General features: G+C 64.3%; 22 protein-coding genes. 13 read left to right on the top strand and 9 right to left on the bottom strand.

Annotated features, from left to right (window positions below; all coding sequences use genetic code 11):
- Positions 1 to 177: 177 nt before the first annotated feature.
- On the top strand, positions 178 to 1,695 hold the full coding sequence (locus tag C7G42_RS14305) for a sensor histidine kinase (protein ID WP_106949560.1): 1,518 nt from the start codon (positions 178 to 180) through the stop codon (positions 1,693 to 1,695).
- On the opposite strand, the gene C7G42_RS14300 is transcribed toward C7G42_RS14305, so the two are convergent.
- Positions 1,655 to 2,077, bottom strand: coding sequence for a response regulator (locus C7G42_RS14300; RefSeq protein WP_106949743.1), 423 nt, complete (start codon positions 2,075 to 2,077; stop codon positions 1,655 to 1,657). The two genes, C7G42_RS14305 and C7G42_RS14300, sit on opposite strands and share 41 nt — an antisense overlap.
- A 328-nt stretch (positions 2,078 to 2,405) precedes the next feature.
- On the opposite strand from C7G42_RS14300, the gene C7G42_RS36320 reads away from it, so the two are divergent.
- Positions 2,406 to 2,810, top strand: a complete 405-nt coding sequence (locus C7G42_RS36320) for a DUF6006 family protein (RefSeq protein WP_502694204.1) — start codon at positions 2,406 to 2,408, stop codon at positions 2,808 to 2,810.
- Between the two features lie 177 nt (positions 2,811 to 2,987).
- Here the strand turns inward: C7G42_RS36320 and C7G42_RS14295 are convergent, their stop codons facing one another.
- The gene (locus C7G42_RS14295) at positions 2,988 to 3,422 is read right to left on the bottom strand and encodes a MarR family winged helix-turn-helix transcriptional regulator (RefSeq protein ID WP_007599198.1); all 435 of its coding nucleotides are present in this window, start codon (positions 3,420 to 3,422) and stop codon (positions 2,988 to 2,990) included.
- A 179-nt stretch (positions 3,423 to 3,601) separates the two neighbouring features.
- Here C7G42_RS14295 and C7G42_RS14290 point away from each other — a divergent pair, with 179 nt between their 5' ends.
- From C7G42_RS14290 to C7G42_RS14260, 7 genes are all read left to right on the top strand, one after another.
- Positions 3,602 to 4,786, top strand: a complete 1,185-nt coding sequence (locus C7G42_RS14290) for a substrate-binding domain-containing protein (protein WP_245427702.1) — start codon at positions 3,602 to 3,604, stop codon at positions 4,784 to 4,786.
- Between the two features lie 144 nt (positions 4,787 to 4,930).
- Positions 4,931 to 6,445 carry an amidase gene (locus C7G42_RS14285; protein ID WP_106949558.1) on the top strand — a complete coding sequence of 505 codons (1,515 nt, stop codon included), beginning with the start codon at positions 4,931 to 4,933 and terminating at the stop codon, positions 6,443 to 6,445.
- 36 nt (positions 6,446 to 6,481) lie between these two features.
- Entirely contained in the window at positions 6,482 to 7,339 is an 858-nt protein-coding gene (locus C7G42_RS14280; protein WP_106949557.1) for a branched-chain amino acid ABC transporter permease, read from the top strand.
- A 4-nt stretch (positions 7,340 to 7,343) separates the two neighbouring features.
- Positions 7,344 to 8,561: a substrate-binding protein gene (locus C7G42_RS14275; protein WP_106949556.1), complete on the top strand. Its 1,218-nt coding sequence runs from the start codon at positions 7,344 to 7,346 to the stop codon at positions 8,559 to 8,561.
- Between the two features lie 19 nt (positions 8,562 to 8,580).
- Positions 8,581 to 9,693 carry a branched-chain amino acid ABC transporter permease gene (locus C7G42_RS14270; protein ID WP_106949555.1) on the top strand — a complete coding sequence of 371 codons (1,113 nt, stop codon included), beginning with the start codon at positions 8,581 to 8,583 and terminating at the stop codon, positions 9,691 to 9,693.
- A complete protein-coding gene (locus C7G42_RS14265; protein WP_106949554.1) occupies positions 9,683 to 10,414 on the top strand; it encodes an ABC transporter ATP-binding protein in 732 nt (243 codons plus the stop codon). The genes C7G42_RS14270 and C7G42_RS14265 overlap by 11 nt, the downstream gene beginning before the upstream one ends.
- Positions 10,407 to 11,102 carry a branched-chain amino acid ABC transporter ATP-binding protein gene (locus C7G42_RS14260; RefSeq protein WP_106949553.1) on the top strand — a complete coding sequence of 232 codons (696 nt, stop codon included), beginning with the start codon at positions 10,407 to 10,409 and terminating at the stop codon, positions 11,100 to 11,102. Before C7G42_RS14265 ends, C7G42_RS14260 begins: the two co-directional genes overlap by 8 nt.
- A gap of 468 nt (positions 11,103 to 11,570) precedes the next feature.
- Here C7G42_RS14260 and C7G42_RS14250 read toward each other — a convergent pair whose 3' ends face one another.
- The 5 genes from C7G42_RS14250 to C7G42_RS14230 all read right to left on the bottom strand — a co-directional run bounded on the left by C7G42_RS14250 (position 11,571) and on the right by C7G42_RS14230 (position 17,432).
- Complete coding sequence (locus C7G42_RS14250) at positions 11,571 to 12,668, bottom strand: helix-turn-helix transcriptional regulator (protein WP_147250246.1); 1,098 nt, start codon at positions 12,666 to 12,668, stop codon at positions 11,571 to 11,573.
- A 339-nt stretch (positions 12,669 to 13,007) separates the two neighbouring features.
- Complete coding sequence (locus C7G42_RS14245) at positions 13,008 to 14,534, bottom strand: L,D-transpeptidase family protein (RefSeq protein ID WP_199580898.1); 1,527 nt, start codon at positions 14,532 to 14,534, stop codon at positions 13,008 to 13,010.
- Between the two features lie 505 nt (positions 14,535 to 15,039).
- Positions 15,040 to 16,002, bottom strand: coding sequence for an acetyl-CoA carboxylase carboxyltransferase subunit alpha (locus C7G42_RS14240; protein ID WP_106949549.1), 963 nt, complete (start codon positions 16,000 to 16,002; stop codon positions 15,040 to 15,042).
- A gap of 306 nt (positions 16,003 to 16,308) precedes the next feature.
- Positions 16,309 to 17,268 (bottom strand): site-specific tyrosine recombinase XerD, encoded by a 960-nt coding sequence (gene xerD, locus C7G42_RS14235; RefSeq protein ID WP_106949548.1) that lies wholly within the window; start codon positions 17,266 to 17,268, stop codon positions 16,309 to 16,311.
- A 17-nt stretch (positions 17,269 to 17,285) separates the two neighbouring features.
- Positions 17,286 to 17,432 carry a hypothetical protein gene (locus C7G42_RS14230; RefSeq protein WP_014439243.1) on the bottom strand — a complete coding sequence of 49 codons (147 nt, stop codon included), beginning with the start codon at positions 17,430 to 17,432 and terminating at the stop codon, positions 17,286 to 17,288.
- Between the two features lie 146 nt (positions 17,433 to 17,578).
- Between C7G42_RS14230 and C7G42_RS14225 the strand changes: the two genes are divergently transcribed.
- Genes C7G42_RS14225 through C7G42_RS14215 form a run of 3 tightly spaced genes read left to right on the top strand, consistent with a single transcriptional unit; the run spans position 17,579 to position 20,674 of the window.
- Complete coding sequence (locus C7G42_RS14225) at positions 17,579 to 18,202, top strand: shikimate kinase (protein WP_199580897.1); 624 nt, start codon at positions 17,579 to 17,581, stop codon at positions 18,200 to 18,202.
- Positions 18,199 to 19,347 carry a 3-dehydroquinate synthase gene (gene aroB, locus C7G42_RS14220; protein ID WP_106949546.1) on the top strand — a complete coding sequence of 383 codons (1,149 nt, stop codon included), beginning with the start codon at positions 18,199 to 18,201 and terminating at the stop codon, positions 19,345 to 19,347. Before C7G42_RS14225 ends, aroB begins: the two co-directional genes overlap by 4 nt.
- 22 nt (positions 19,348 to 19,369) lie before the next feature.
- The gene (locus tag C7G42_RS14215; RefSeq protein WP_106949545.1) at positions 19,370 to 20,674 is read left to right on the top strand and encodes an HlyC/CorC family transporter; all 1,305 of its coding nucleotides are present in this window, start codon (positions 19,370 to 19,372) and stop codon (positions 20,672 to 20,674) included.
- 116 nt (positions 20,675 to 20,790) lie between these two features.
- On the opposite strand, the gene C7G42_RS14210 is transcribed toward C7G42_RS14215, so the two are convergent.
- Positions 20,791 to 21,060: a BolA family protein gene (locus C7G42_RS14210; RefSeq protein WP_106949544.1), complete on the bottom strand. Its 270-nt coding sequence runs from the start codon at positions 21,058 to 21,060 to the stop codon at positions 20,791 to 20,793.
- A 158-nt stretch (positions 21,061 to 21,218) separates the two neighbouring features.
- On the opposite strand from C7G42_RS14210, the gene C7G42_RS14205 reads away from it, so the two are divergent.
- Positions 21,219 to 21,854 carry a J domain-containing protein gene (locus C7G42_RS14205; protein WP_106949543.1) on the top strand — a complete coding sequence of 212 codons (636 nt, stop codon included), beginning with the start codon at positions 21,219 to 21,221 and terminating at the stop codon, positions 21,852 to 21,854.
- Between the two features lie 501 nt (positions 21,855 to 22,355).
- On the opposite strand, the gene C7G42_RS14195 is transcribed toward C7G42_RS14205, so the two are convergent.
- Positions 22,356 to 23,450: a citrate synthase/methylcitrate synthase gene (locus C7G42_RS14195; RefSeq protein ID WP_106949542.1), complete on the bottom strand. Its 1,095-nt coding sequence runs from the start codon at positions 23,448 to 23,450 to the stop codon at positions 22,356 to 22,358.
- Positions 23,451 to 23,460: the final 10 nt, after the last annotated feature.

Raw genomic sequence — 23,460 nt, 5'->3', positions numbered from 1 at the left:
GTCATGACCTTGCGGGCGTGCGCTCACGTTGCAAGGGGACAATGCTGTCCGCGTGCCTGACCCGCGACGACGATCGGAATGCGATTCGGAACGGCTCGTTCTCGTGGGGAGGCCGCCATCCTGCCGGGCAGCATCGCTCGGAGATAGTTGCGTGGGCGCCGGGGTTAAGGCCGTTTCATGAGTTCCGCAGACAATCTCCCGCTGACCAGAACCGAAATTCTCGCGGCGCATGATCTCGAAGGCCTTTCCGATGATGCAGGCTTCGGCGAACTGACGCGGTTCACGGCGGCGCTGTGCGAAACACCGATATGTCTCGTCAGTGTCGTCGGCGACACGATGCAGCGCTTCGTGGCCAAGCATGGCCTCGACGTCTCCGAGACGCCGCGGGAATCCTCCTTTTGTGCGCACGCGATGCTGGGCTCGGACCTGATGGTCGTACCCGATGCGACCCTGGATTCGAGGTTCGCGCAAAATCCCCTGGTCACGGGAGATCCGTTCATCCGGTTCTACGCCGGTGCGCCTCTGCTGACAGAGGACGGCTTTCCGCTCGGTTCGCTCTGCGTCATCGATCGCGTGCCCAGGCTTGGCCTGACGCCGCTGCAGCAGCAGGGCCTGCGCGTCCTGGCCGCCCAGGTTGTGGGTGCGATGGGGCACCGCAAGATCACGAAGATGCAGCGGGCCAGCGAGGCGGTTGCGAAGCAGGCGCTTTCGGAAACCGAGCAGAAGTTTCGCATTCTGGCCGACACCATGCCGCAGATGGTGTGGTCGACGCTGCCTGACGGCCACCATGATTACTACAATGCCAGATGGTACGAATTCACGGGCGTGCCGGAAGGCTCGACCGACGGCGAGGGCTGGAACGGCATGTTCCACCCCGACGATCAGGAAAAGGCCTGGGAGCGCTGGGGGCATTCCCTGCGGACCGGCGAGCCCTACGAGATCGAATATCGCTTGAGGAATGCCGCGGGCAATTACCGCTGGACACTCGGGCGCGCTTTGCCGGTTCGTGATGCCAATGGCAGAATCACACGCTGGTTCGGAACGTGCACCGATATTCACGAGCAGAAGCTGCTGATGGAGCAGCGCGAGATGATCAGCCAAGAGCTGAGCCACCGCATCAAGAATATCTTCTCCGTGATCAACGGCCTCATCGGCCTGTCGACACGTACGCATCCGCAGCTCAAGGGGCTCGCGGACGAGCTGCGGTCCCGCATCATGTCGCTCGGCAAGGCGCATGATTTCGTGCGTCCGCACAGCGCCCGCTCCCAGCCGACCTCGGTCCAGGCGACGCTGAAGGGGCTTCTGGAGAAGCTTCTGTCGGCATATCAGTCGGAGGCCAGCCGCGTCCTGATTACGGGCGATGATTTCCGTATCGACGACCGCTCTGCGACGCCCCTGGCGCTATCGTTCCATGAACTGGCAACCAACGCCGCGAAGTATGGCGCGCTCTCGACCCTTGACGGACGAGTTGCCGTGGACGTCAGCCAGGCGGACGATGACGTCGTCGTCGCGTGGACGGAAAGCGGAGGTCCGCAGATCAAGTCCGCGCCCACGGTGGAAGGCTTCGGCTCTAGGCTGATCGCCTTGAGCATGTCCAGTCAGCTCGGCGGCAAGATCTCCTACGACTGGAAGCCGGAAGGGCTCCGGGCCGTGGCTATGATTCCAAAGAGCTCGATGAGCCGCCCGGCGCCGTAAAGAACGTGACGTCCGGCGAAAGCGGTTGAGCCGCCTCGCCGGCGGCGTGATGGACAGCCGTCAGAATCGCATCGTCGCTGAAAGGCTTGCGGATGAAGCCGATGGCCGTCTCCGCGCGGGGGGCGATCTGCGTGGGATTGGCGGTGACGTAGACGATCTTGGTACCGTATTCGCGCGACAGGTCGAGCGCGATCTGCGGCCCGGTCGAACCGTCGCGCAGATTGATGTCGACCAGCGCGATCTGCGCCTTGGGCCCCGCTTCCAGCGCTTCCTTGCGATCCGCAGCGATCGCGGCCACGCGATAGCCCGCGTCTTCCAGGATACGAGCAATGTCACTGGCGACAAAGATTTCGTCTTCGACGATCAAAACTGAAGGTGTCATTTCGCGACCCATGCGACCAAGCGGCCCCGCCGGCCGTTTTCGTATACAGCAGGGCAGCCATCAACCTGCAGTTCCGCTTTTTGTTCCCATGGCTGTTGGGCCGGATCACCGATCGCCGCTGCAAACGGCATCAATTCGAGCTGTCGCTCAAACTCAGCAGTCGCTTGAGCTCGCTCGGATGGTCAAAGCGCGGCATCGTGTCTCAGAGAACGCCTGCGGGTAGATCATTCAATCTTTTGCTACTGCTCATTGTGAGCTGGTTCACCTCACCTGCACTCAATCCGTGTTTGATTGAATTGCAGGGGGGCCGAAAATTGGGAGCCAGACTATGTCCAGACGCGCGCTGCCAACCACCTTTTGTGTTCTTGCCCTGAGTTTCTACGCTTGCGATACCGCCCCTGCGAGCCAGGTGGGCGGATGGTGGGGCGGAACATGGTCGTGCAACATAGACGGCCGGCCGGCCCGAATGAAATGGGCCGCCGTTGATGACAGTCAGACAAGCTGCGACGGCGACACTTGCAGCACCAGCTCGGGAGCACGCTGGGCAGGCAGCTTCTCGGACAATGGCTCGCGATGGGTGAAGTTGACAAATCCACGCAGCGGAACGCAGGGCGGCGTCTACTTCAACCATGCCGACGGCAATAAATGGTATTTAGCCAAACCGGTCAGCAACAAGGCCGCGGGCTGGACGACATGGAACGGCCAACGCTATCGCCTCTCGTGCTGGCGATAATGCAATCATGCGGCGCCTGCGAGCCTCGAGAACTGAATGAGACCTGGTGGCGCTCTGTGAGCGCCACCAATGCCAGCGTGACCAGCGGGCGTGCTTTCATGGAGGTCCTCTCTCCCTGCATTGGATGGCGGATGAGCGTGTCGGCTTCGCAAGGCCCGCACGCTCCAATCACGAGGTCTAATTCGAGCTGTCGATCAGGCTCTCCAGCAGCCGCTTGAGCTCGCTCGTCGACTTGTCGCCATAGCTCTCCAGGATGTGCTCTTCCTGATCGACCGCGAGCGAGTTGAGCTTCTTGCTCAACACCTTGCCGCGGTCGGAGATGAACATCAGCACCTTGCGGCGGTCGTTCGGGTCCTGCACGCGATAGACCAGCGTGTCGGAGACCATGCGGTCGATCATCTTGGTCAGCGTCGGATGGTTGAGCAGCACGGCATCCGCGAGCTCGCCCATCGAGTGGCCATTGCCGTCCGACAGCACCTTAAGGATGCGCCATTGTTCGACGGGAACGCCTTCCTTGCTCAACCGCAGTTCCAGCTGCCGGTTGATCTCCCGGTTGGCTTGCGCGAGCAGATAAGCGAGGTGTTCGGTGATTGGAGTGTTTGGTTTTGCCACGGCTAAGACTTCGTCTTGACCCGAATGAGTGAATGTCTTGCAATCAATGCTGCTTCTATATGCACTTCAATTGTTGAATATTCAATATTTTCAAAATAGGATGTTTGCCTAACAAAAGGGCGGAGGCCGCGGCCGCCCGAACAATGTGCTTTCAGGTCTGGTGCCAGACAGGAGTTGGCGTGCGCGCGACGGTAAACTTCCCGGCTCACGGCGGTCCGGCGTTGCCGCCGTCCATGCTGCTCAGGAATCTGTCGTCATCGGCGGCCAACGGTGCGTTGTCGCCGAGCGATCACGCTTTCCTTCGACGGCGCGACGTCAACAAGCTGCGCGTCGGCTGTTTCATCTGCTGCAGCGGTCCGCCCGGCATCTGGGGGCCGTGCGCAACCAACACCGCCCAGCTCGCGGTCGCCGAGATCAACAAGCGTAGTGGCGTCCTTGGACGTGAGATCGAGCTGTCGATCTACGACGCCGGCGGCCCGCTCGACGGTGTTCTGAACCGCGCCGAGCAGGCGGTCGCGGACGATGAGATCGATCTCATCGTCGGCATGCACACCAGCGCGGTCCGCGTCGCGCTGCGCAAGATCACCACCGCGAACCGGATCCCCTACATCTACACGCCCGTCTATGAAGGCGGCGAGCGTACGCCCGGCGTGATGGCGATCGGCGAGACGCCGCGCTGGCAGAGCAGGCCGTCGATCCACTGGCTCGCCGACGTCAAAAAGGCGCAGCGCTGGTACCTGATCGGCAGCGACTATGTCTGGCCCTGGCAGTCGCATCGCGCGGTGAAGCGCTACATCAAGGAAACGGGCGGATGCGTCGTCGGTGAGGAGTTCGTTCCTCTCGGTGAGGATAACCACGAAGCTCATCTGGAGCGTATCCGCGCCGCGAGACCGGATGTGGTCCTGATCTCGCTGATCGGGACCGACAGCATCACCTTCAACCGCGCCTTTGGCGAGAGCGGCCTCGGTGCAACCACGCTGCGGCTCGCCGGTGCGATGGACGAGACCGTGCTGCTCGGTATCGGCGCCGACAACAGCGAGAACATGTTCTGTGCCTCCGGCTACTTCCCCGGCGTCGGCTCGCGCGCCAATGACGACTTCCAAAGCCGCTATCGCGCGATGTTCGGCGCGAGCGCGCCGCCGATCGGCTCGCTTGGCCAGTCCAGCTATGAAGGCCTGCGCTTCCTCGAAGCCGTCGCGAACAAGGCCGGTTCGCTGTCGATGGCGCCGATGCTCGCCGCGGGCCGCAACATTGATTACGGCGGCGCGCGCGGCACGGTTACGGTGCGTAACGGTCACGCCCGGATGCAGATGTATCTCGCTGAGGCCGACGGCCTCGACTTCAAGCTGATCAAGCCGGTCTGACGCCGGCGCGGCAATCCGCTCTCGCCCTCCCGCAAAATAATACTTGAAAAGGAAAATATTTCCGTTTTGAATGTTTTGGCCGGCCGATGCGCATGTCGCGCAGCTCGTGGTCGCGCGCCGTTCAGGAAACTTCAGGAGAGCGCCGTGACAGTTGTCCTTCCCACGCCAGCCCAGCTTCTCGATGTCGCCAAGCAGTGCGGCCTTTCGCTGACCGACGAAGACGTCACCTCGTTCCGCGGCCTGATGCAGGGCTCGATCGAGGCCTACAATCTCGTGGGGGCGATGCCGGACGAGGTGCCGGAGGTGAAATACCCGCGCACGCCGGGTTATCGGCCGTCGGCAGAGGAGAATCCGCGCAACGCCTGGTATCGCAAATCGACGGTGAAGGGCGCCAGTTCGGGCAAGCTCAAGGGCAAGACGGTTGCGCTGAAGGACAACATCATGCTCGCCGGCGTTCCCATGATGAACGGCTCGGCGACTCTCGAAGGCTATGTGCCCGATTTCGACGCCACCATCGTCACGCGCATGCTCGACGCCGGCGCCGAGATCGCTGGAAAGGTCCATTGCGAATCCTTCTGCATGTCGGGCGGCAGCCACACCAATGCGGTCGGCGCCGTCCATAATCCTCACAAAATGGGCTATTCGGCCGGCGGCTCGTCCTCGGGCAGCGGCGTCGTCGTCGCGCTCGGCGAGGTCGACATGGCGATTGGCGGCGACCAGGGTGGCTCGATCCGCATGCCATCCTCGTTCTGCGGAACTTACGGCATGAAGCCGACCTGGGGCCTCGTGCCCTACACCGGCATCATGCCGATCGAAGTTTTCGTCGACCACACCGGTCCGATGACGGCGACCGTCGCCGACAACGCGCTGCTGCTCGAAGTGCTCGCCGGCGACGACGGCTACGATCCCCGCATCAAGGCGCCGAGGGTCGAGGAATACACCAAGGCGCTCGGCCAGGGCGTCAAGGGCATGAAGATCGGCATCCTCAAGGAAGGCTTCGAGCAGGCGACGGCAGAGGCCGCCGTCAACGAAAGCGTCCGTGAGGCCGCCAAGCGCTTCAAGGATCTCGGTGCGACGGTCGAGACCGTTTCGATCCCGATGCACCTCGCCGGCCCCGCGATCTGGACCCCGATCGGCACCGAGGGCATGACCCAAACCATGATGTATGGCGACGGCTATGGCCTGAGCCGGTCCGACCTGTATTCCACCACGCTGATGGATTTCCATCGCGGCTGGCGGCGCCAGGCGGATTCGCTGTCGGAAACGACAAAGCTGTTCCTGCTGCTCGGCACCTACATCAACAACAATTTTGGTCCGCGCTATTACGGCAAGGCGCTCAACATCTCGCGACGCCTGACTGCTGCCTACGACAAGGCCTTCAAGGACTACGACCTGCTGCTGCTGCCGACGACGCCGATGAAGGCGACCAAGCTGCCGGAGCCGACAGCCAGTCGCGAGGACTACGTCGCCCGCGCGCTCGAGATGATTTCCAACACCGCGCCGTTCGACATCACCCATCATCCGGCGATGTCGCTGCCTTGCGGCATGGTCGACGGCCTGCCGGTTGGCTTGATGCTGGTCGGCCGGATGTTCGAGGAATCCACCATCTATCGCGCCGCGCATGCGTTCGAGCAGATCGGCGACTGGAAGAAGATGTGAGCGCGGCATTGATGCAGGCGGACGGGGCAGCAAAGTATGGCTAACGCGTTCGTCGCGGCGTTCGAGATCCTGAGCTTCGGCGCGATCATCGTCCTGATCGTGCTGGGGCTCGGGATCATTGCCAGCATGATGGGCATCTTCAACTTCGCGCAGGGCGAGTTCGTCCTGCTCGGGGCCTACATCACCTATCTCGCCTACGCCAAGGGCCTGCCGATCTGGGCCGGAATGCTCGCGGCGCCCTTCGTGGTCGGCGCACTCGGCTTCGTGCTGGAGGCGCTGATCATCCGGCGATTCTATGCCGCGCCGATCGTCGCCATGCTCGGCACCTATGCGCTCGGCCTGATCATTCGCGAATCCGTGCGCGGCCTGATCGGCGGCTTCTATCTCACCGTGCCCGAGCCGATCGGCGGCTCGATCGACATCGGCGCCATGCACATCTCGGCCTGGCGCTTCACCATCATCGTCATCACGCTGCTGGTGATGGCCGGTTGCTACCTCCTGCTGTCGCGCACCAACTTTGGCCTGCGCATGCGCGCCACGCTCGAAAATCCATCGCTGGCGCGGGCCTCGGGCATCTCCACGCCCCTGATGTACGGCGCCACCTTCGCATTCGGCTCCGCGCTTGCCGGCCTTGCCGGTGCGCTGATCGTGCCGGTGTTCAGCCTCTATGCCGATCTCGGCCTGCGCTTCCTGATCCAGGGTTTCGTCGCGGTGATGGTCGGCGGCGTCGGTTCCTTCATCGGGCCGGTCGCGGGTGCCGGCGTCATCGGCACGCTCAGTGCCGCGCTGCCGTGGATCATGGCGCCCGTCGTCGCCGACGTTCTCGTCTTCGTTCTCGCCATTGCCTTCATCAAATTCCGCCCGCAGGGCCTCATCGCTGGAAAAGGGGTTTAACCACATGTTCGATCGTACTCAGCTTTCACGCCGCCGCTTTCTGTCCAATTTCGCTTTCGCCTCCGGCGCGGTCGCGACCGGGGTCGGCAGCTGGGTGATCCCGGCGCCCTGGGCCAATGCGGCCGAAGCCCCGATCAAGGTCGGCATCGCCACCGACCTCACCGGCCCGATCGCCTATGCCGGCAACGCCGACGCCAATGTCGCGAAAATGGTGATCAAGGAGATCAACGCCGCTGGCGGCCTGCTCGGCCGTCCGCTGGAGCTCTACATCGAGGACACCGCCTCGAACGAATCGGTCGCCGTCGGCAACGTGCGAAAACTGATCCAGCGAGACAAGGTCGACATGGTGCTCGGCGGCATCACCTCCTCGATGCGCAACGCGATCAAGGACCCGATCGTTGCGCGCGGCAAGACGCTCTACATCTATCCGCAGCTCTATGAGGGCAAGGAGTGCACGCCCTATCTGTTCTGCACCGGGCCGACGCCGGCGCAGCAGTGCGACGAGTTCATTCCCTGGCTGATCAAGAACGGCGGCAAGAAGTTCGCGCTGCCGAGCGCCAACTACGTCTGGCCGCACACGCTCAACGTCTATGCCCGCAAGGTCATCGAGGCCAACGGCGGCGAGGTCGTGTTCGAGGAATACTACCCGCTCGACCAGGTCGACTTCTCCTCGACCGTCAACCGCATCATCTCCAACAAGGTCGACGTCGTCTTCAACACAGTCATTCCGCCGGGCGTCGGCCCGTTCTTCAAGCAGCTCTATGAAGCCGGTTTCCTCAAGAACGGCGGCCGTCTCGCCTGCGTCTATTATGACGAGAACACCCTCAACATCAATCAGGCCGCCGAGATCGAGGGGCTCGCCAGCTGCCTCGACTATTTCAAGGTGCTGACCAAGGAGAACCCGTTCGACGCCAAGATCCAGGCGGCCTACGAGAAGGATTTCCCCGGCAACTTCCTGTTCGCTGCCGGCAGTGCCGCGACCGGCACCTATCGCGGCCTCAAGCTGTGGGAAGCCGCGGTGAAGGAAGCCGGCAAGGTCGATCGCGATTCGGTGGCCGCCGCGCTCGACCATGCCAAGATCGCGGAGGGTCCGGGCGGGCCGGCCGAGATGGTCCCCGGCAAACGGCACTGCAAGATGAAGATGTACACCGCAGTTGCCAAGGCCGGGAATTACGAGATCGTCGCGCGCAGCAACGGTCTGGTCGATCCCAAGGAATGCTGAGAAGGAATGCTAAAGCGGAATGCCGAAGTCGATGGGCGCAGTGAAACAGGCGATCCCCGCCGCAATCGGCGGGGAGGCGGACGTCGCCATGGATAGCAGCGGGACGGCGAAGCAAGCGTCGACGCGGAAGATCCTGCCGATCGTCGAGGGCGTCGTGCTGGTCGCGGCGCTGCTCGCGCCGTTGCTGCTGCAGGACTATCTCACGGTGTTCGCCACCCGCGTGATCATTTTGGCGCTGTTCGCACTGTCGTTCGATCTGGTCTGGGGCTACGCCGGCATCATGAGCTTCGGCCAGGCCCTGTTCTTCGGCTCGGCCGGCTACGGCGTGGCGCTGCTCGCGCGCGACCTCGACATCACCAACATCTTCCTGGTGCTGCCCGCGGGCACGCTGATCGGCCTTACCTTCGCGCTGCTGCTCGGCGGCTTCCTGCTGCTGGGACGGCATCCCTCCAGCGTGATCTTCGTGTCGCTGGGCACCTTGACCGGCTCCTACGCCGCCGATCGCCTCGCGCGCGGCTGGTATTATCTCGGCGGCCAGAACGGCATCCCCTCGATCGCGCCGATGACGGTCGGTGGCTACGAGTTCACGGAAGGACCTGCGTTCTACTATCTCGTGCTCGGCATTCTCGTCGTGGTCTATCTGCTCTGCCGCTTCCTGGTACGCTCGCAATTCGGGCTGGCGCTCGCAGGGCTCCGCGAGAACGAACAGCGCATCGCCTTCTTCGGCTACAAGGCGCAGCACCTGAAAGCGATCATCTTCGCGATCGGCGGCGCCGTTGCGGGGATGGCGGGCAGCCTCTACGCCTTCCACGAAGGCTTCGTCTGGCCCAACATGGTCGGTGTCGTGGTCTCCACGCAAGTCGTGCTCTATGTGCTGTTCGGCGGCTCCGGCACGCTGATCGGTGCCGTCATCGGGGCCGTCATCGTCGAGGGCGTCAGCTTCTGGCTCTCCGACAATTACCGTGACATCTGGCCGATCATTCTCGGCGTGCTGCTGCTGTTCGTCATCCTGTTCCGGCCGCTCGGGCTGATCAGCTTCGTGCTCGGCGAGCGCGAGCGCGTCGGCAGCTTCGGTGCGAAACCCAGGGAAGACGTCAAGGCAAACGGCAAGGAGAAGCGCAATGCTCCTTGAAGCCGCCGGCATACGGAAAGTCTTCGGCAAGCTCACCGCGCTCGACGGCGCTGCGCTCAGCGTCGGCGAGAACGAGTTCCACGGCCTGATCGGCCCGAACGGCTCCGGCAAGAGCACGCTGATGAAGTGCATCGCCGGCGCCGAGGTGCCGACGCAGGGCAAGGTCTCGTTCGTCAACACCGACATCACCGCGTTCACGCCGACCGAGCGGGCGCGGGCGGGCATGAGCCTGAAATTCCAGATCACATCGGTGCTGCCGTCGCTGACGCTGTACGACAACATCCTGCTCGCATTGCAGGCGCAGTCCTCGCTGATCGACCTCCTGTTCTCGCGCACGCGGGATGCGCTGCACGAGCAGGTCATGACCATGCTGACGCAGTTCCGCCTCGCCGACCGCGCCTTCGAGGCCGCAGCGGCGCTGTCGCACGGCCAGCAGCAATGGCTGGAGATCGCGATGGCGCTCGCGGGCAAGCCGAAGCTGCTGCTGCTCGACGAGCCGACCGGCGGCATGAGCCTCGAGGAGCGCCGCGTCACCGGCGAATTGCTGCAGCCGATCAAGCATCATTGCTCGCTCGTCATCGTCGAGCACGACCTCGATTTCATCCGCGACATCTGCGATCGCCTCACCGTGCTCGACCAGGGCAAGGTGCTGGCGTCGGGCACGGTGTCGGAGATCCAGGCCAACAAGGCCGTCCAGGAGATTTATCTGCGCCGTGCCTGAATTTTTGGACATCAAGCATCTCGACGCCGGCTATGGCCGCAGCCAAGTCCTGTTCGACGTCACCCTCGGCATCCCCTGGCGCGGCGGTGTCGCCGTGCTCGGGCGCAACGGCGCCGGCAAGACCACGCTGATGAAGACAATCGTCGGCGAGTTGCCGGCATGGAAGGGCGAGGTCGCCTTCGACGGCCGTGACATCAGCCGCCGCGCCACCCAGGACCGCGTCCGCGCCGGCATCGGCTACGTGCCCCAGGAGCATTCGGTGTTCGCGCGGCTGTCGGTGCGCGACAATCTCGCGGTCGGCTCGCTCGCGAGCAGCAAGGCCGACGCCGTCGACCACGTGCTGACGATCTTCCCCAAGCTCGGCCAGCGCCTCGACCAGCCCGCCGGCACGCTCTCCGGCGGCGAACGCAAGATGCTCGCGATCGGTCGCGCCCTGCTCGGCGATCCGAAATTGTTGCTACTGGACGAGCCGACCGAGGGCGTCTGGATCGGAGTCATCGAGGAGATCACCGAGCGCCTGATCGAGCTCGCCAAGAGCATCGCCGTCATCATCGTCGAGCAGCACCTCGACCTCGCGCTCCGCGTCGCCGATTACGCCTATGTGCTCGACCGCGGCCGCGTCGCGCTGCAGGGTGAGGCGGCGGAGGTGAGGGACAATCCGGAGCTGGTGCGGTATCTGGCGCCGTAGCAAGTGTTGCCGACACCATCTGTGTTGGGCTCCTGGGTGTTCCGTCATCCTGAGGCGCGAGTGGGGCGATGCGCTGCACCGCGCCGGGAGCCTGCTTGCTATACGGGAAGTCGCGACCGATAGGGCGCGGTCAGAAGCAGCATGAAAAGCGCTCGTTCGGCTTGGTACTTTGCTGCAGATCGACTTGATTCTCGCCCCTGCGCCACAACCGCTCCTTGGCTGTTGCTGATGCTCCAGGCCCATCTTTTTCGCCTGCGCGGCACCAAACTCACTTCGAATGTCGGAAACTCCGGCCTGACCATTGTCGCCGCTTCTCGCCATTGCATCCAACCCGACAAACTTGAACCCGGAGGTCTGACCCCTGTCTTCACCCATTTGGGTGAAAGAGGGTTCACACAGACCAAGGCAAAGCCCGATTGGGGCGCTGGGCGCAACGGCAATGAGGGACGTGTCTGCGGACGGAACAGTCTAGCCGCCGCGCAATGCCTTGCCAGCGAGCAAGCTGACGAGCTCCTGCTGACGGGAAAGACCGGTCTTCGAAAGCACGGCTTTGAGCTGCGTGCGCACCGTCTCCCGCGTCACGCCGATTTTTGCTGCGAGTGCATCGATCGATCCGGCCTGTGCAACGCCACGTGCAACCTGGGCCTCTGCCGGCGTCAGGTCGAACAGACCTTGCAGGACTTCCGCACTCGGTACCGCGCCGCGATCGACGGGCGTTACGATGAGCATGAAGGTGGCTCGCGTGAAGATATCGCGTGCGGATCCGCGCACCGGCACGAGATGCAGGACCATCGGAACGCGATCCATCGCCGCTGCGATGGCGAGAGACTTGACGGCCGGGCTGTTGCCACCGAACGAGGTCCCCAGCGCCGCCAAGAACAATCCGTCTGCAGTGCCATCGGCCAGGGTCAACCGCTCTGCGCGATCCTGGAACAGCGACGGCATCAGCGCTTCGAACAGGCCGTTCGCCGCGAGCAACTTGCCTCGTTCGCGCAATATCGCTCCAGGAAGCCCAATGGCCTGCAATGCATCGACTTGCGCGTGGGCACGCTCGAAGCCAAGGCGGTTTGCAGTCAAGGACGCTCGAGCCAGATGAGGCCTCAGGCCATCAAGGAACGCGACAACGTCGCGCGGCACCGGTCCGTTGTCCTGGTGTCGCGGCATGACGATCGCAATCGAATCCCCGCTCGGTATTGGAATGATGGTCCCGGCCCTGTAGCCGATTCCGTGCCTGCGGTAGAAATTGCGGTACACGTCATCGGTCGCGATCTCTTCCTCCGATACAAGGTCTCCGTCATTGAGGAAGCCGGCGTAGTTGAGAGCGGCGGCACGCGGCAGCAGCGGATCGCGCTCACTCCATCCCTCTTGCAGAAAACGGGACATGGTCTGGTCGTGATTGACGGAATTGATCCCGCTGACATAGCCGTCGCGTACCGCGAAAAGCAGTCCGCCATTGCCGCCGATAGCGTTAGCGATTTCGTTGAGGACATCGGGCCACAATAACGGTATGAGCCCGGCCTCGTAGATGCGGTCAATCAGATGATCGAAATGCCCAAATCTACTCATGTGCAGCCCGAAAGAGCCAACAGCGTAACTATAGTTGGGTGACCGCGCGATGCAATCCGGCACATCGAAAGGCGCTGCGGATCCTTGTAGGGAACTAATTGTTTTCTCAATCCCCACCAGGGCGGCGTCGTCGGAGGCGGATGCGTTCGTACTCTACAACGAACTTTTCTCCTGCCGTTCTCAAGTCGCGATTTCTTGCGTTCCGCTTTGCGCGATCAAACGTCCCGACAGGCTGGCGGATCGCATGCGGCTATTCCAGCGGTGAACCCATCCGCAGGGAAGGAAAATGAGCACGTTGTGCTTGGCTCACTCTGGAAGGGGCAGCATCGCGTGCCCCGCCTACTTCACCGCGCCAAACCTGCTCTCGAACGAGTTCGACGACACCACCGGTGCGGCGCCCATGATCTGGGTCGCTTCACCTGCGCCATCCGACACCGACGGCTTCAGTGTGGGCCGCGTCTGGGCGAGGCGGGTGTCGGGCTTTGCCGGTTCGGCGGGCTTGGCGGCGACGGTCGCAGCCGGCTTCGGCGCATCCTTCGCAGCTTCCTTGGTCTTGTCATGCCCCGGCACGAACCGGGTCACGGCGGCCTTGAGCCGCGACGCGGCGGTCGGCGGCGTTACGGGTGCGGCGGCGGGGGCCACGGATGCCGTGGCTTGCGGCGGCGGCGTTGCCGCGGTCGTCTCGGACGAGCCCATGCCCATCTTGCGGCCGATATTGGAGAAGAAGCCGCCGGACTTCGCTTGAGATTTCTCTTGGGGCTTCTCGGCAGGCTGAGCCGAGGCGACGCGGCTGGCCGCGGGCACGGCGACGACCGGCTCTTCCTGCGGCGCCGGCGCGGACGCGACCGCGTCGAGATTCGGCTTCGGCGGATTGACGTGGCCGGGGATCGTGCCCGGCGCCTTGGCCATCGCCAGCATCTGCAGCGTGGTGCCTTCGGCGCCTTCGGACAGGCCGGTCGAGCCTTCCGGAATCTTTGCGGCAAAGATCTTGTTCATGCCGCCGTCGATGCCGGTGTTCATACGCGCCACCGGCGTGCCCTTGGCGACCAACTTGGCGTATTCGGCCTCGTCCCTGGCTTGCTTGCCGCGCACGGCGGCGACGACGTCCTCGGGGATCACATAGGCCGGGCACTTGGCCGAGGCGTCGAACACCGGGTCGCGTTTCGCATCGGGCGGTCGGGTCGCGTCGAAGACGTATTTCTTCTCGCAGAAATCGACCTTCGGCTCCTGCCGCGTCACCTCGAAATGATCATAGCCTTCCTTGATCATCTTCCAGAACGGCATGTTCGGATTGTTGCGGTGCTTGGCCATGTTCACCGGCGTCATCCTGAACGGATAGGCCTGCAACTGGAACGCCTTCTGGCCGCCGAAGAAGGACTCGCGACCGAGCGAGTAGATCTCGGCGATCTGCTCGTCCGTCATCGCGTAGCAGCCGCGCGAGGAGCAGTCGCCATGCACCATCAGCTGCGATCCGGTGCGGCCCAGCGCCTTGTCGAATGCGTTCGGATAGCCGGTGTTGAACGAGAGATAATAGGCCGATTGCGGATTCATCTGGCTCGGATTGATCGAGTAGAATCCTTCCGGCGCCTGGCGGTCGCCTTCGCGCACCTTGGGGCCGAGATCGCCCGACCAGCGGCAGATCGGATAGGTCTTCAGCAGCGCGAACTGGCCGTTGCGGGCCTGCTTCCAGACCTCGAGCTCGGCCTCCTGCTTGAACAGGCGCACCAGGATCGGCGATTGCAGATCCATGTCCTTCTCGACCATGGCGGCGAGCAGCTTTGGCGGCACCGGCTGGTTGGCCTTGGCGTTGGTCGCGAGCGAAACCTGGTCGGTGTCGCAGCCGGCCAGCATCACGCTGGCCGTCATCAGCGCAACCGAAGCCAAAAGCGCGCGAGCAAGCGGACGAGAAATCAAGACGGACCCCACAGCGGCTAGGCGGATAGCGCGAACCCCATTCGTATAAAGCATGATCCGACCGGCGAACCGGACCCGTCGTGACGGGCTTTTGTCAGCTCACGCTCCAGCGCTATGCCCTGAAGCCATTGATTAAAATTCTAGCCTTTGGGTCATCTGGTCGCAACCCGAGCGGGGATCACGAGGCCGTTGGCCCAAGGGTGTGGTCAACAGAGACTTAAATCAGGCCGGAACTTGGGCCTTGCGGCCGGTACCGAACTCAGATCGCTGATTTGGGCAAAAAAAGGGTTAACGCGGGGTTACCGGGGTGGCACTTCACCTCCCCCGCTTGCGGGGGAGGCCGGGAGGGGGCTCGCGCCACATTGGGATTATCGCGAGGGGAGACACCCTCTCCCCGACCCTCCCCCGCAGGCGGGGGAGGGAGCGCACCGCCGTTGTGGCGCTAAACCAGCCCGAATCAGCCCAGTTTGCGGCCGATATCGAGGAATTTCTGCCGCCGCTGCTGGCGGATGGCGGTCCCGTCCATCCCCCGGAGCTCGTCGAAGGCCTTGGCGATGGCGTCGCCCGTGGTGGCGATCATGGCAGCGGGGTCGCGGTGGGCGCCGCCGACCGGCTCCTTGAGGATGCTGTCGATCACCCCGAAACGCAGCATGTCCTGGGCGGTGATCTTCATGTTATTGGCGGCTTCCTGCGCCTTGGTGCCGTCGCGCCAGAGGATCGAGGACGCCGCTTCCGGCGAGATCACGCTGTAGATCGCGTGCTCCAGCATCAAGACCTTGTTGGCGGTGGTGATGGCAATGGCGCCGCCCGACATGCCCTCGCCGGTGATGATGGCGACGTTCGGCACGGTCAGCGCCATGCAGGCGTCGGTCGAGCGCGCGATCGCTTCGGCCTGGCCCCGCTCCTCGGCGCCGATGCCGGGATAGGCGCCGGCGGAATCGGCCAGCGACAGCACGGGCAGGCCGAACCGCTCGGCCATCTCCATCAGCCGCACGCATTTGCGATAGCCTTCGGGCCTCGCCATGCCGAAATTGTGCTTGATGCGGCTCTCGGTGGAATCGCCTTTTTCCTGGCCCATCACGCAGATCGCTTCGCCGCGGAAGCGGCCGAAGCCTGCGACCAGCGCCTCGTCCTCGCCGAACTTGCGGTCGCCTGCGAGCGGGGTGAATTCGGTGATCAGGCCCTTGATGAAATCGTTGAAATGCGGCCGCTGCGGATGCCGCGCGACCAGCGTCTTCTGCCACGGCGTCAGGTTCGCATAGAGGTCGGCCAGCGCCTGCGCCGCCTTGTCCTCGATCCGCCCGATCTCGTCGGCGATATCTGTGCCGGCGGCCGCCATGACCCTGAGCTCATCGAGCTTGGAATCGAGCTCGGCGACGGGCTTTTCGAAGTCGAGATAGCTGCGCATCTGGTCTTGCATCAACTCAATATAGGGAGGACGGGGCGAGGCGGCGAAGCGGATTTAGACCGGCGGAGAGAAGTGTAGCTTCTTCAATGAGTTGGCCTGTGTGCTCGTGGGCGGGCCCATCAAATCATGCGAAGGCCCCGGCTCTTTCTGCGGAGATGTGGCCGAAGTCAAGGCGGTTAGTCTACCTCTCCCGCTTGCGGGAGAGGTCGCGCGAAGCGAGGGTGAGGGCTTTTTCCTCTTGGGGGGCTGTCCCGTCGCCGAGACACCCTCTCCCCAACCCTCTCCCGCAAGCGGGCGAGGGGGCGCACCTCCAGGGACCTACTTCTCCGCCAACGGGTGCAGGTCGCGCACCAGGCTCTTCAGCCGCTCCTCCACCACATGGGTGTAGATCTGCGTCGTGGAAATATCGGTGTGGCCGAGCAGGGTCTGCACGATGCGCAAATCGGCACCATTGTGCAGGAGGTGGCTGGCAAAGGCGTGGCGCAGCACGTGCGGGGAGACCAGCCGCGCCTGCAAGCCCGAGGCGACCGCGAGCTCCTTGAGGTCACGGGCGAAATGCTGCCGCGTCAGATGCCCGCTCTCGCCGAACGAGGGGAATAGCCACTTGGAAGCGGCGAGGCTGTCCTTTTTCTTCTCCGTCTTCGCGGCCTCCGTCGCGGCGAGGTAATCCGCCATGGCCTGGCGCGAGGCCTCGTTGAGCGGGACCAGCCGCTCCTTGTTGCCCTTGCCGCGCACCACGATCATGCGCGCGTCGCGCTTGGCCGCCGAGCGCGGCAGCGCCACCAGTTCGGAGACGCGCAGACCCGTGGCGTAGAGCACCTCGAGCAGGCAATAGAGCCTTAAGGACCGCAGCCGCTTCGACGGCGAGGCCTCCTCCGCCTCGCTCAATTCCTTGGCGCGTGTCAGCATGCGATCGACATCGGCGATCGACAGCACCTTCGGCAGGCCGCGGCCGCGCTTGGGTCCGGACAGGATCGCGGCGGGATCCTCGGCCCGGATGCGCTCGTTGAGGAGGAAGCGGTAGAGATGCCGCATCGCCGACAGCCGGCGCGCGACGCTGGTGGATTTGAAACCGCGGCTGTCGAGATCGGCGAGGTAGTCGCGCAGCGTCTGCGTCTCGGCGTCGACAAAGCTGTGCCCGACGCGGGCCAGAAATTCCGAGAAATCGGTGAGGTCGCGGCGATAGGCGTCGAGCGTATTGGGCCCGGCGCCCTGTTCCGCCGCGAGCATGTCGAGGAACAGGCCGGTAAGCTTGGCATCTGAGGGCGGGTTGCGCATGCCCTGGAGACTAGCTCCTATTTCTTGAGAAACTTGTCCGGCGGAATCGTCACCGTCATTTCCCGCGACTTGGGGCTGACGAAATTGGCCAGTGCGAAGACCACGCCATAGACGATGCCGGCGATCACGGCGACGACCGTCAGGAAGCGGAACAGGCTGGGCATCGGTCTGGGGTCCGGCTGGCAAATTAACCAATGAAATCATCCAACATGTTCGCCGTTTCGTGGCAAGAGTCCTCTGGCGAGGGCTCCGTTGGGGTCGTATAGGTGGCCAAAGCGTGCCGCCTTTGGCGGCAGATCGAGCGAGATTCATGTCCGACGCCGCGTTGCCGATACCAGCTTCGCTAGAGACCGACATCCTGTCGGCGCTCGGGGCGCGCTCGATCGTGCTCGTCGGTATGATGGGGGTGGGCAAATCCACCATCGGCCGCCGTTTGGCTGTCAGGCTCAGGCTGCCCTTCGTCGATGCTGATACCGAGATAGAGACCTCGGCCCAGATGACCATCCCGGAGATCTTCGAGCGCCACGGCGAGGCGTATTTCCGTGACGGCGAGGCGCGGGTGATCGCGCGGCTGCTCGACGGCGGGCCGTTGGTGCTCGCGACAGGCGGCGGCGCCTTCATGCGCGAGGAGACGCGTGCGCGCATCGCCGCGAAGGCGGTGTCGGTCTGGCTCAAGGCGGACCACGACGTCATCATGCGCCGCGTGCGGCGCCGTGCCGACCGCCCGCTGCTCCAGACCGCCGACCCCGAAGGAACCGTGATGCGCCTCCTCACCGAGCGCGAGCCGGTCTACGCCCATGCCGATCTCACCATCGCCTCGCGCGACGTGCCGCACGACAGGATCGTCGATGAGACCATCGAGGCGCTGCGCGCGCATCTCTGCGGTGAGCAAGCCGCCCCACCACCTGCCGACGTTGTGAGTGCGTCAAGATGACTGCGCCGTTGAAACATTCCGATCCCGTCAATGTCGAGGTCGCGCTGGGCAATCGCGCCTATGACATCGTCATCGGCCGCGGCGTGCTGGCCTCGCTCGGCGAACGCGTGGCGGCCTTGCGCCCCGGCGTGCGCACCGCGATCGTAACGGATCGCACCGTGGCGAAGCACTGGCTCGAGCCGACTGAGGCCTCGCTCGCCGCGAGCGGCATCCCGACCTCGCGCATCGTGGTCGATGAAGGCGAGATCTCCAAGACCTATGCCGGCCTGGAGAAGGTCAGCGAGGCCCTGATATCAGCCAGGATCGAGCGCAACGATCTCGTCATTGCGCTCGGCGGCGGCGTGGTCGGCGATCTCGCCGGCTTTGCGGCCGCGATCCTCCGCCGCGGCGTCGATTTCGTGCAGGTGCCGACCTCGCTGCTGGCGCAGGTCGATTCATCCGTCGGCGGCAAGACCGGCATCAACTCGCCGCAGGGCAAGAACCTGTTAGGGGCCTTCCACCAGCCGGTGCTGGTGATCGCCGATACCGCCGTACTCGACACGCTGTCGCCGCGCCAGTTCCGCGCCGGCTATGCCGAAGTCGCCAAGTACGGCGTGCTCGGGGACGAGGCCTTCTTCACCTGGCTGGAGACGAACCATTCCGACATCGTCAAGGGCGGTTCGGCGCGCGAGCATGCGATCGCGACCTCCTGCCGCGCCAAGGCCGGTGTCGTCTCGCGCGACGAGCGCGAGACCGGCGAGCGTGCGCTGCTCAATCTCGGCCACACCTTCGGTCACGCGCTGGAAGCCGCGACCGGCTTTTCCGACCGCCTGTTCCACGGCGAGGGCGTTGCCATCGGCATGACGCTGGCCGCGCAATTCTCGGCCAGGCTCGGCATGATCGGCGAGCAGGACGCCGCGCGCGTCGAACGGCATCTGATCGAGGCCGGCCTGCCGACGCGCCTGCAGGATATCGCGGGCTTCGCGCAGGAGGGGCTTGCCGATGCCGACGCGTTGATGACGCTGATGGCGCAGGACAAGAAGGTCACGCGCGGCAAGCTCACCTTCATTCTGCTGGAGGCCGTCGGGCGCGCCGTCATCGCGAAGGACGTCGAACCGGCTCCGGTGCGCGACTTCCTGAAGGACAAGCTCGCCCTCAAGGCGTGATACTGGCTCTGTCGAGTGGTGCATGGACTGGCTCGGATTCACAATCGTTATTCTCTGCCTGCTCGTCTCCGGCTTCTTCGCCGCGAGCGAGACCGCGCTGACCGGCGCCTCGCGCGCCAGCATGCTCCGCCTGTCCAAGCAGGGTAATCGCGACGCCGACGTCGTCTCGGATCTGCTCGACATGCGCGAGCGCCTGATCGGGGCGCTGCTGCTCGGCAACAACATCGCCAATATCAGCGCGTCCGCGCTTGCGACCTCCATCTTCACGGCCTGGTTCGGCGATGTCGGCGTGCTCTATGCGACCGGGTTGATGACCGCGCTGGTCGTGATCTTCGCGGAGGTATTGCCCAAGACCATCGCGATCAACGCGCCCGACCGCATGGCGCTCGCGGTCGCGCGCCCGATGCGGCTGACCATGTACGTGCTGGGGCCGCTGCTCAGGATCGTCGAGGTCATCGTGCGCCTGCTGCTGCGCCTGTTTGGCCTCGCCGGCGAGCACCAGGCGATCCTGTCGCCGACCGAGCGCCTGCGCGGCGCGGTCGACCTGTTGCACCACGAGGGCAAGGTCGAGAAGCAGGACCGCGACATGCTCGGCGGCCTCTTGGACCTGCGCGAGCTCCAGGTCTCCGACGTCATGATCCATCGCACCGAGATGATGATGATCAACGCCGATCTGCCGCCGGAAGAACTGGTGCGCGAGGTGCTGGCGACCGAATATACCCGCATTCCCCTGTGGCGCGAGAAGCCCGAGAACATCATCGGCGTGCTCCACGCCAAGGACCTGCTGCGCGCGATCCGTGCTTCCGACGGCGACACCTCGCGCATCGACGTCTCCACCATCGCGCTGCCGCCCTGGTTCGTGCCGGAGATGCGGCCCGTCTCCGAGCAGCTGAAAGCCTTCCGCCGGCGCAAGACCCATTTTGCGCTGGTCGTCGACGAGTACGGTGAAGTCGAAGGCCTGGTGACGCTGGAAGACATCCTGGAAGAGATCGTCGGCGACATCTCCGACGAGCACGACGTCGTGGTGGCCGGCGTGCGGGCCCAGCCGGACGGCTCGGTCGTGGTCGACGGCTCGGTGCCGATCCGCGACCTCAACCGCGCCATGGACTGGCATCTGCCCGATGAAGAGGCAACCACCGTCGCCGGCCTCGTCATTCACGAGGCGCGCTCGATCCCCGATCGCGGCCAGAGTTTCACCTTCCACGGCTTCCGCTTCCGCGTCCTGCGCCGCGAGCGCAACCGCATCACCGCGCTCCGTATTTCACCGGTGCCGCGCGAGGCGGAGCTGGAAGGGGCCAAGCCCAGACGGGCCGGGACGTCGTTTTGACGCACACTCGGTGTCATCGCCCGCGAAGGCGGGCGATCCAATACGCCGCGGCAGCTCGATTCCAGCCGCGGCGTCTCGGAGTACTGGATGCCCCGCTTTCGCGGGGCATGACAGTCTCAACCTTCCCCCGGCGCCTTGGCCTGAATCGCCAGCGCGTGGACGCTGCCGGCCAGTTCCGCAGCCAGCGCCGAATTTATCATGCGATGGCGATCGATCCGGCTCTTCCCTTTGAAGGCTTCGGATACAATATAAACGCGGAAGTGCGTCTGGCCGCCCGGCCGATGGCCGGAATGGCCCTCATGCAAATGTGACTCGTCGACGACTTGCAGGCTTTCTGGCGTGAAAGCTTCCTGCAACTTGTTGCTGATAGTGTCTTTCATAACCATGAGTGCCATTAAATCCTGCGCAAGCGCCCCGTCAATTGCGTAAGGCCGCCTTTAGGGCCGTACTTCAAAGACGCCGAAGTGAAACTTCGGCGACCCGTGGTCAGCTAATTGCAATGTCAAGACTTGAAGGTTTTTGCATTGCGTAGTCAAAGTCAGCCATGCCGATCGATTCATCAAAGTTCTTCGACTCCATCCGCGTCAAGCCGCGGGGCAAGCAGCCGGAAGTGAAGCCGCGCGATACCGCGGTCGGTTGCGAATGGGCCGGATGCCAGAACAAGGGCGCGCATCGCGCGCCGAAGGGCCGCGAGAACCAGCGCGAGTACTGGCACTTCTGCCTGAACCATGTGCGCGAGTACAACCAGAACTACAATTTCTTCTCCGGCATGAATGCCGACGCCGTCGCGCGCTACCAGAAGGATGCGCTGACCGGCCATCGTCCGACCTGGAAGATGGGCGCCAATGGCGGCGTCAAGAAGGGCGCGGAAGCCGAGATCGATGGCGCCTTCGATCCCTTCAGTATGTTCCAGGAGCTCAACGGCCGCACCGGCTGGCGGAAGGGTCCGGACGCCCCGCCCAAGGCCGAGACGCGCAAGGTGATGAACGCCGAGCGCAAGGCGCTCCAGGTCATGGGCCTCGGCCCGGATTCCACGCTTGCCGACGTCAAGACCAAGTACAAGGCGCTGGTGAAGCAGCACCACCCCGACGCCAATGGCGGCGACCGCTCGACCGAGGATCGCCTGATCGAGATCATCAAGGCGTATAATTATCTGAAGACCGTGGTGCGGGAGGCGTAAGGCCTCACCGCGCGGGATGCCGCCCGCCGGTGAGCGGACGGCACCTTCAATGTCACCTGCTCCGGCAAACGCGAACGTGCTTGACGATGCGGCGTCCGTGATGGCCGCGCGTGACGACGGTGCGTACGGTGCAAACTCTTCGCGGAGCGTAATGATAGCGTGCGTTCACGACGTCCCCGGAAACCGATGCGCTGGGGATAGGGTGAGCCGGCAGCGCATTGGCTGGTGCTGCAAGTGACGAGAGAGCGAGCAGCGTTCCCGCAGCGAGGGCGCAAGTGAGCTTCTTCATTATCATTCCTTTTCTTGTTCGCCCCTGAAGAGATTTATTGGGGCGAGCATGAATGCGCCGCGAGCCTCCATGTTCCGGTTCGCCGATAAGTCCTTTCGTCGCATGCGCCGACACAGTTTTGTAGGGTGGGCAAAGCGCAAGCGTGCCCATGCATCGATCGAGAGGGATGGTGGGCACGGCGCAAGTGCGCCTTTGCCCACCCTACGCATTCCCTACGCTTCCGGCATCGCGCCCACGTAGGACGAACTCGGCCTGATCAACCGCCCGGTGCGCTGCTGCTCGCGCGCATGCGCAGTCCAGCCCGCGGCGCGCGCCACTGCGAAGATCGGCGTGAACGCCTGTCGTGGGATCGCCAGCGCATCGAGCAGGATCGCGGTGAAGAACTCCACGTTGGTCTCGAGCGGCCGCTCCGGATTCTTCTTGCGCAGCGCGCTGCGGATATAGGCCTCGACCTCGCCGGCGAACGGCAAATCGGTGCCGTTGGAGGCCAACGCCTCGACCGCGGTCTTCAACACGTCGGCGCGCGGATCGCGCACGCGATAGACGCGATGGCCGAAGCCCATCATCCGTTCGCCTCGGGCCAGCGCCGCATCGACCCACGGCTGAATGCGTTCGCGCGAGCCGATCGCGTCGAGCATTTCCAGCACCGGCTCCGGCGCGCCGCCATGCAGCGGCCCCGTGAGCGCGCAATAGCCCGCCGTCACCGCGGCGAACAGATCGGCTTGCGTCGAGGCCACCACACGCGCGGTGAAGGTCGAGGCGTTCATGCCGTGGTCGCTGGCGGTGACGAGATAGGCATCGAGCGCGGCGACCTCGCGCGTTTCAGGCGTGGCGCCGCGCAGCATCCGCAAGGTGTCGGCGGCATGGCTCGCATTCGGATCGGGCGCGACCGGCTCGAGCCCCTTGGCGCGCCTAACCAGCGCGCCCGCGATCACCGGAAATGCGCCGACGATCGTCGCCTCGTGCTCCAGCCCGTTCTCCGCGCGCAGGCCTGCGACCGCCGCGCGAAACCCGTCGACGACGCTCATCCCGCGCGTCGCCGGCAGCAGGTCCGGCAGCCGCGCGAAGGCGCGCTCGCGCGCCGCGCCCAGATGTGAGCGCACATTGGCTTCGGTGAGGGTGGTCTTGCTGGCGCCGTTCCAGAGCCGGGCGGTGACGCCCTCGAAGCTCGACTGGGCAGCCAGTCGGCCGACATGCTCGCCGGCAATGATCAGTTCGCCGCGCTCGCCGTCGACATGGCTCAGCACGGTCTCCGCCGCCGGAACGCCGTCCAGTCCGATCTGGCTCTTGGTGAGGTGGATGTTCATGGCCCAAATC

The sequence above is a fragment of the Bradyrhizobium sp. MOS003 genome, assembly GCF_003020125.1.
Classification (GTDB): domain Bacteria; phylum Pseudomonadota; class Alphaproteobacteria; order Rhizobiales; family Xanthobacteraceae; genus Bradyrhizobium.
The sequence above is the reverse complement of the archived record's forward strand: the minus strand, read 5'-3'. Positions and strand labels throughout refer to the sequence as shown.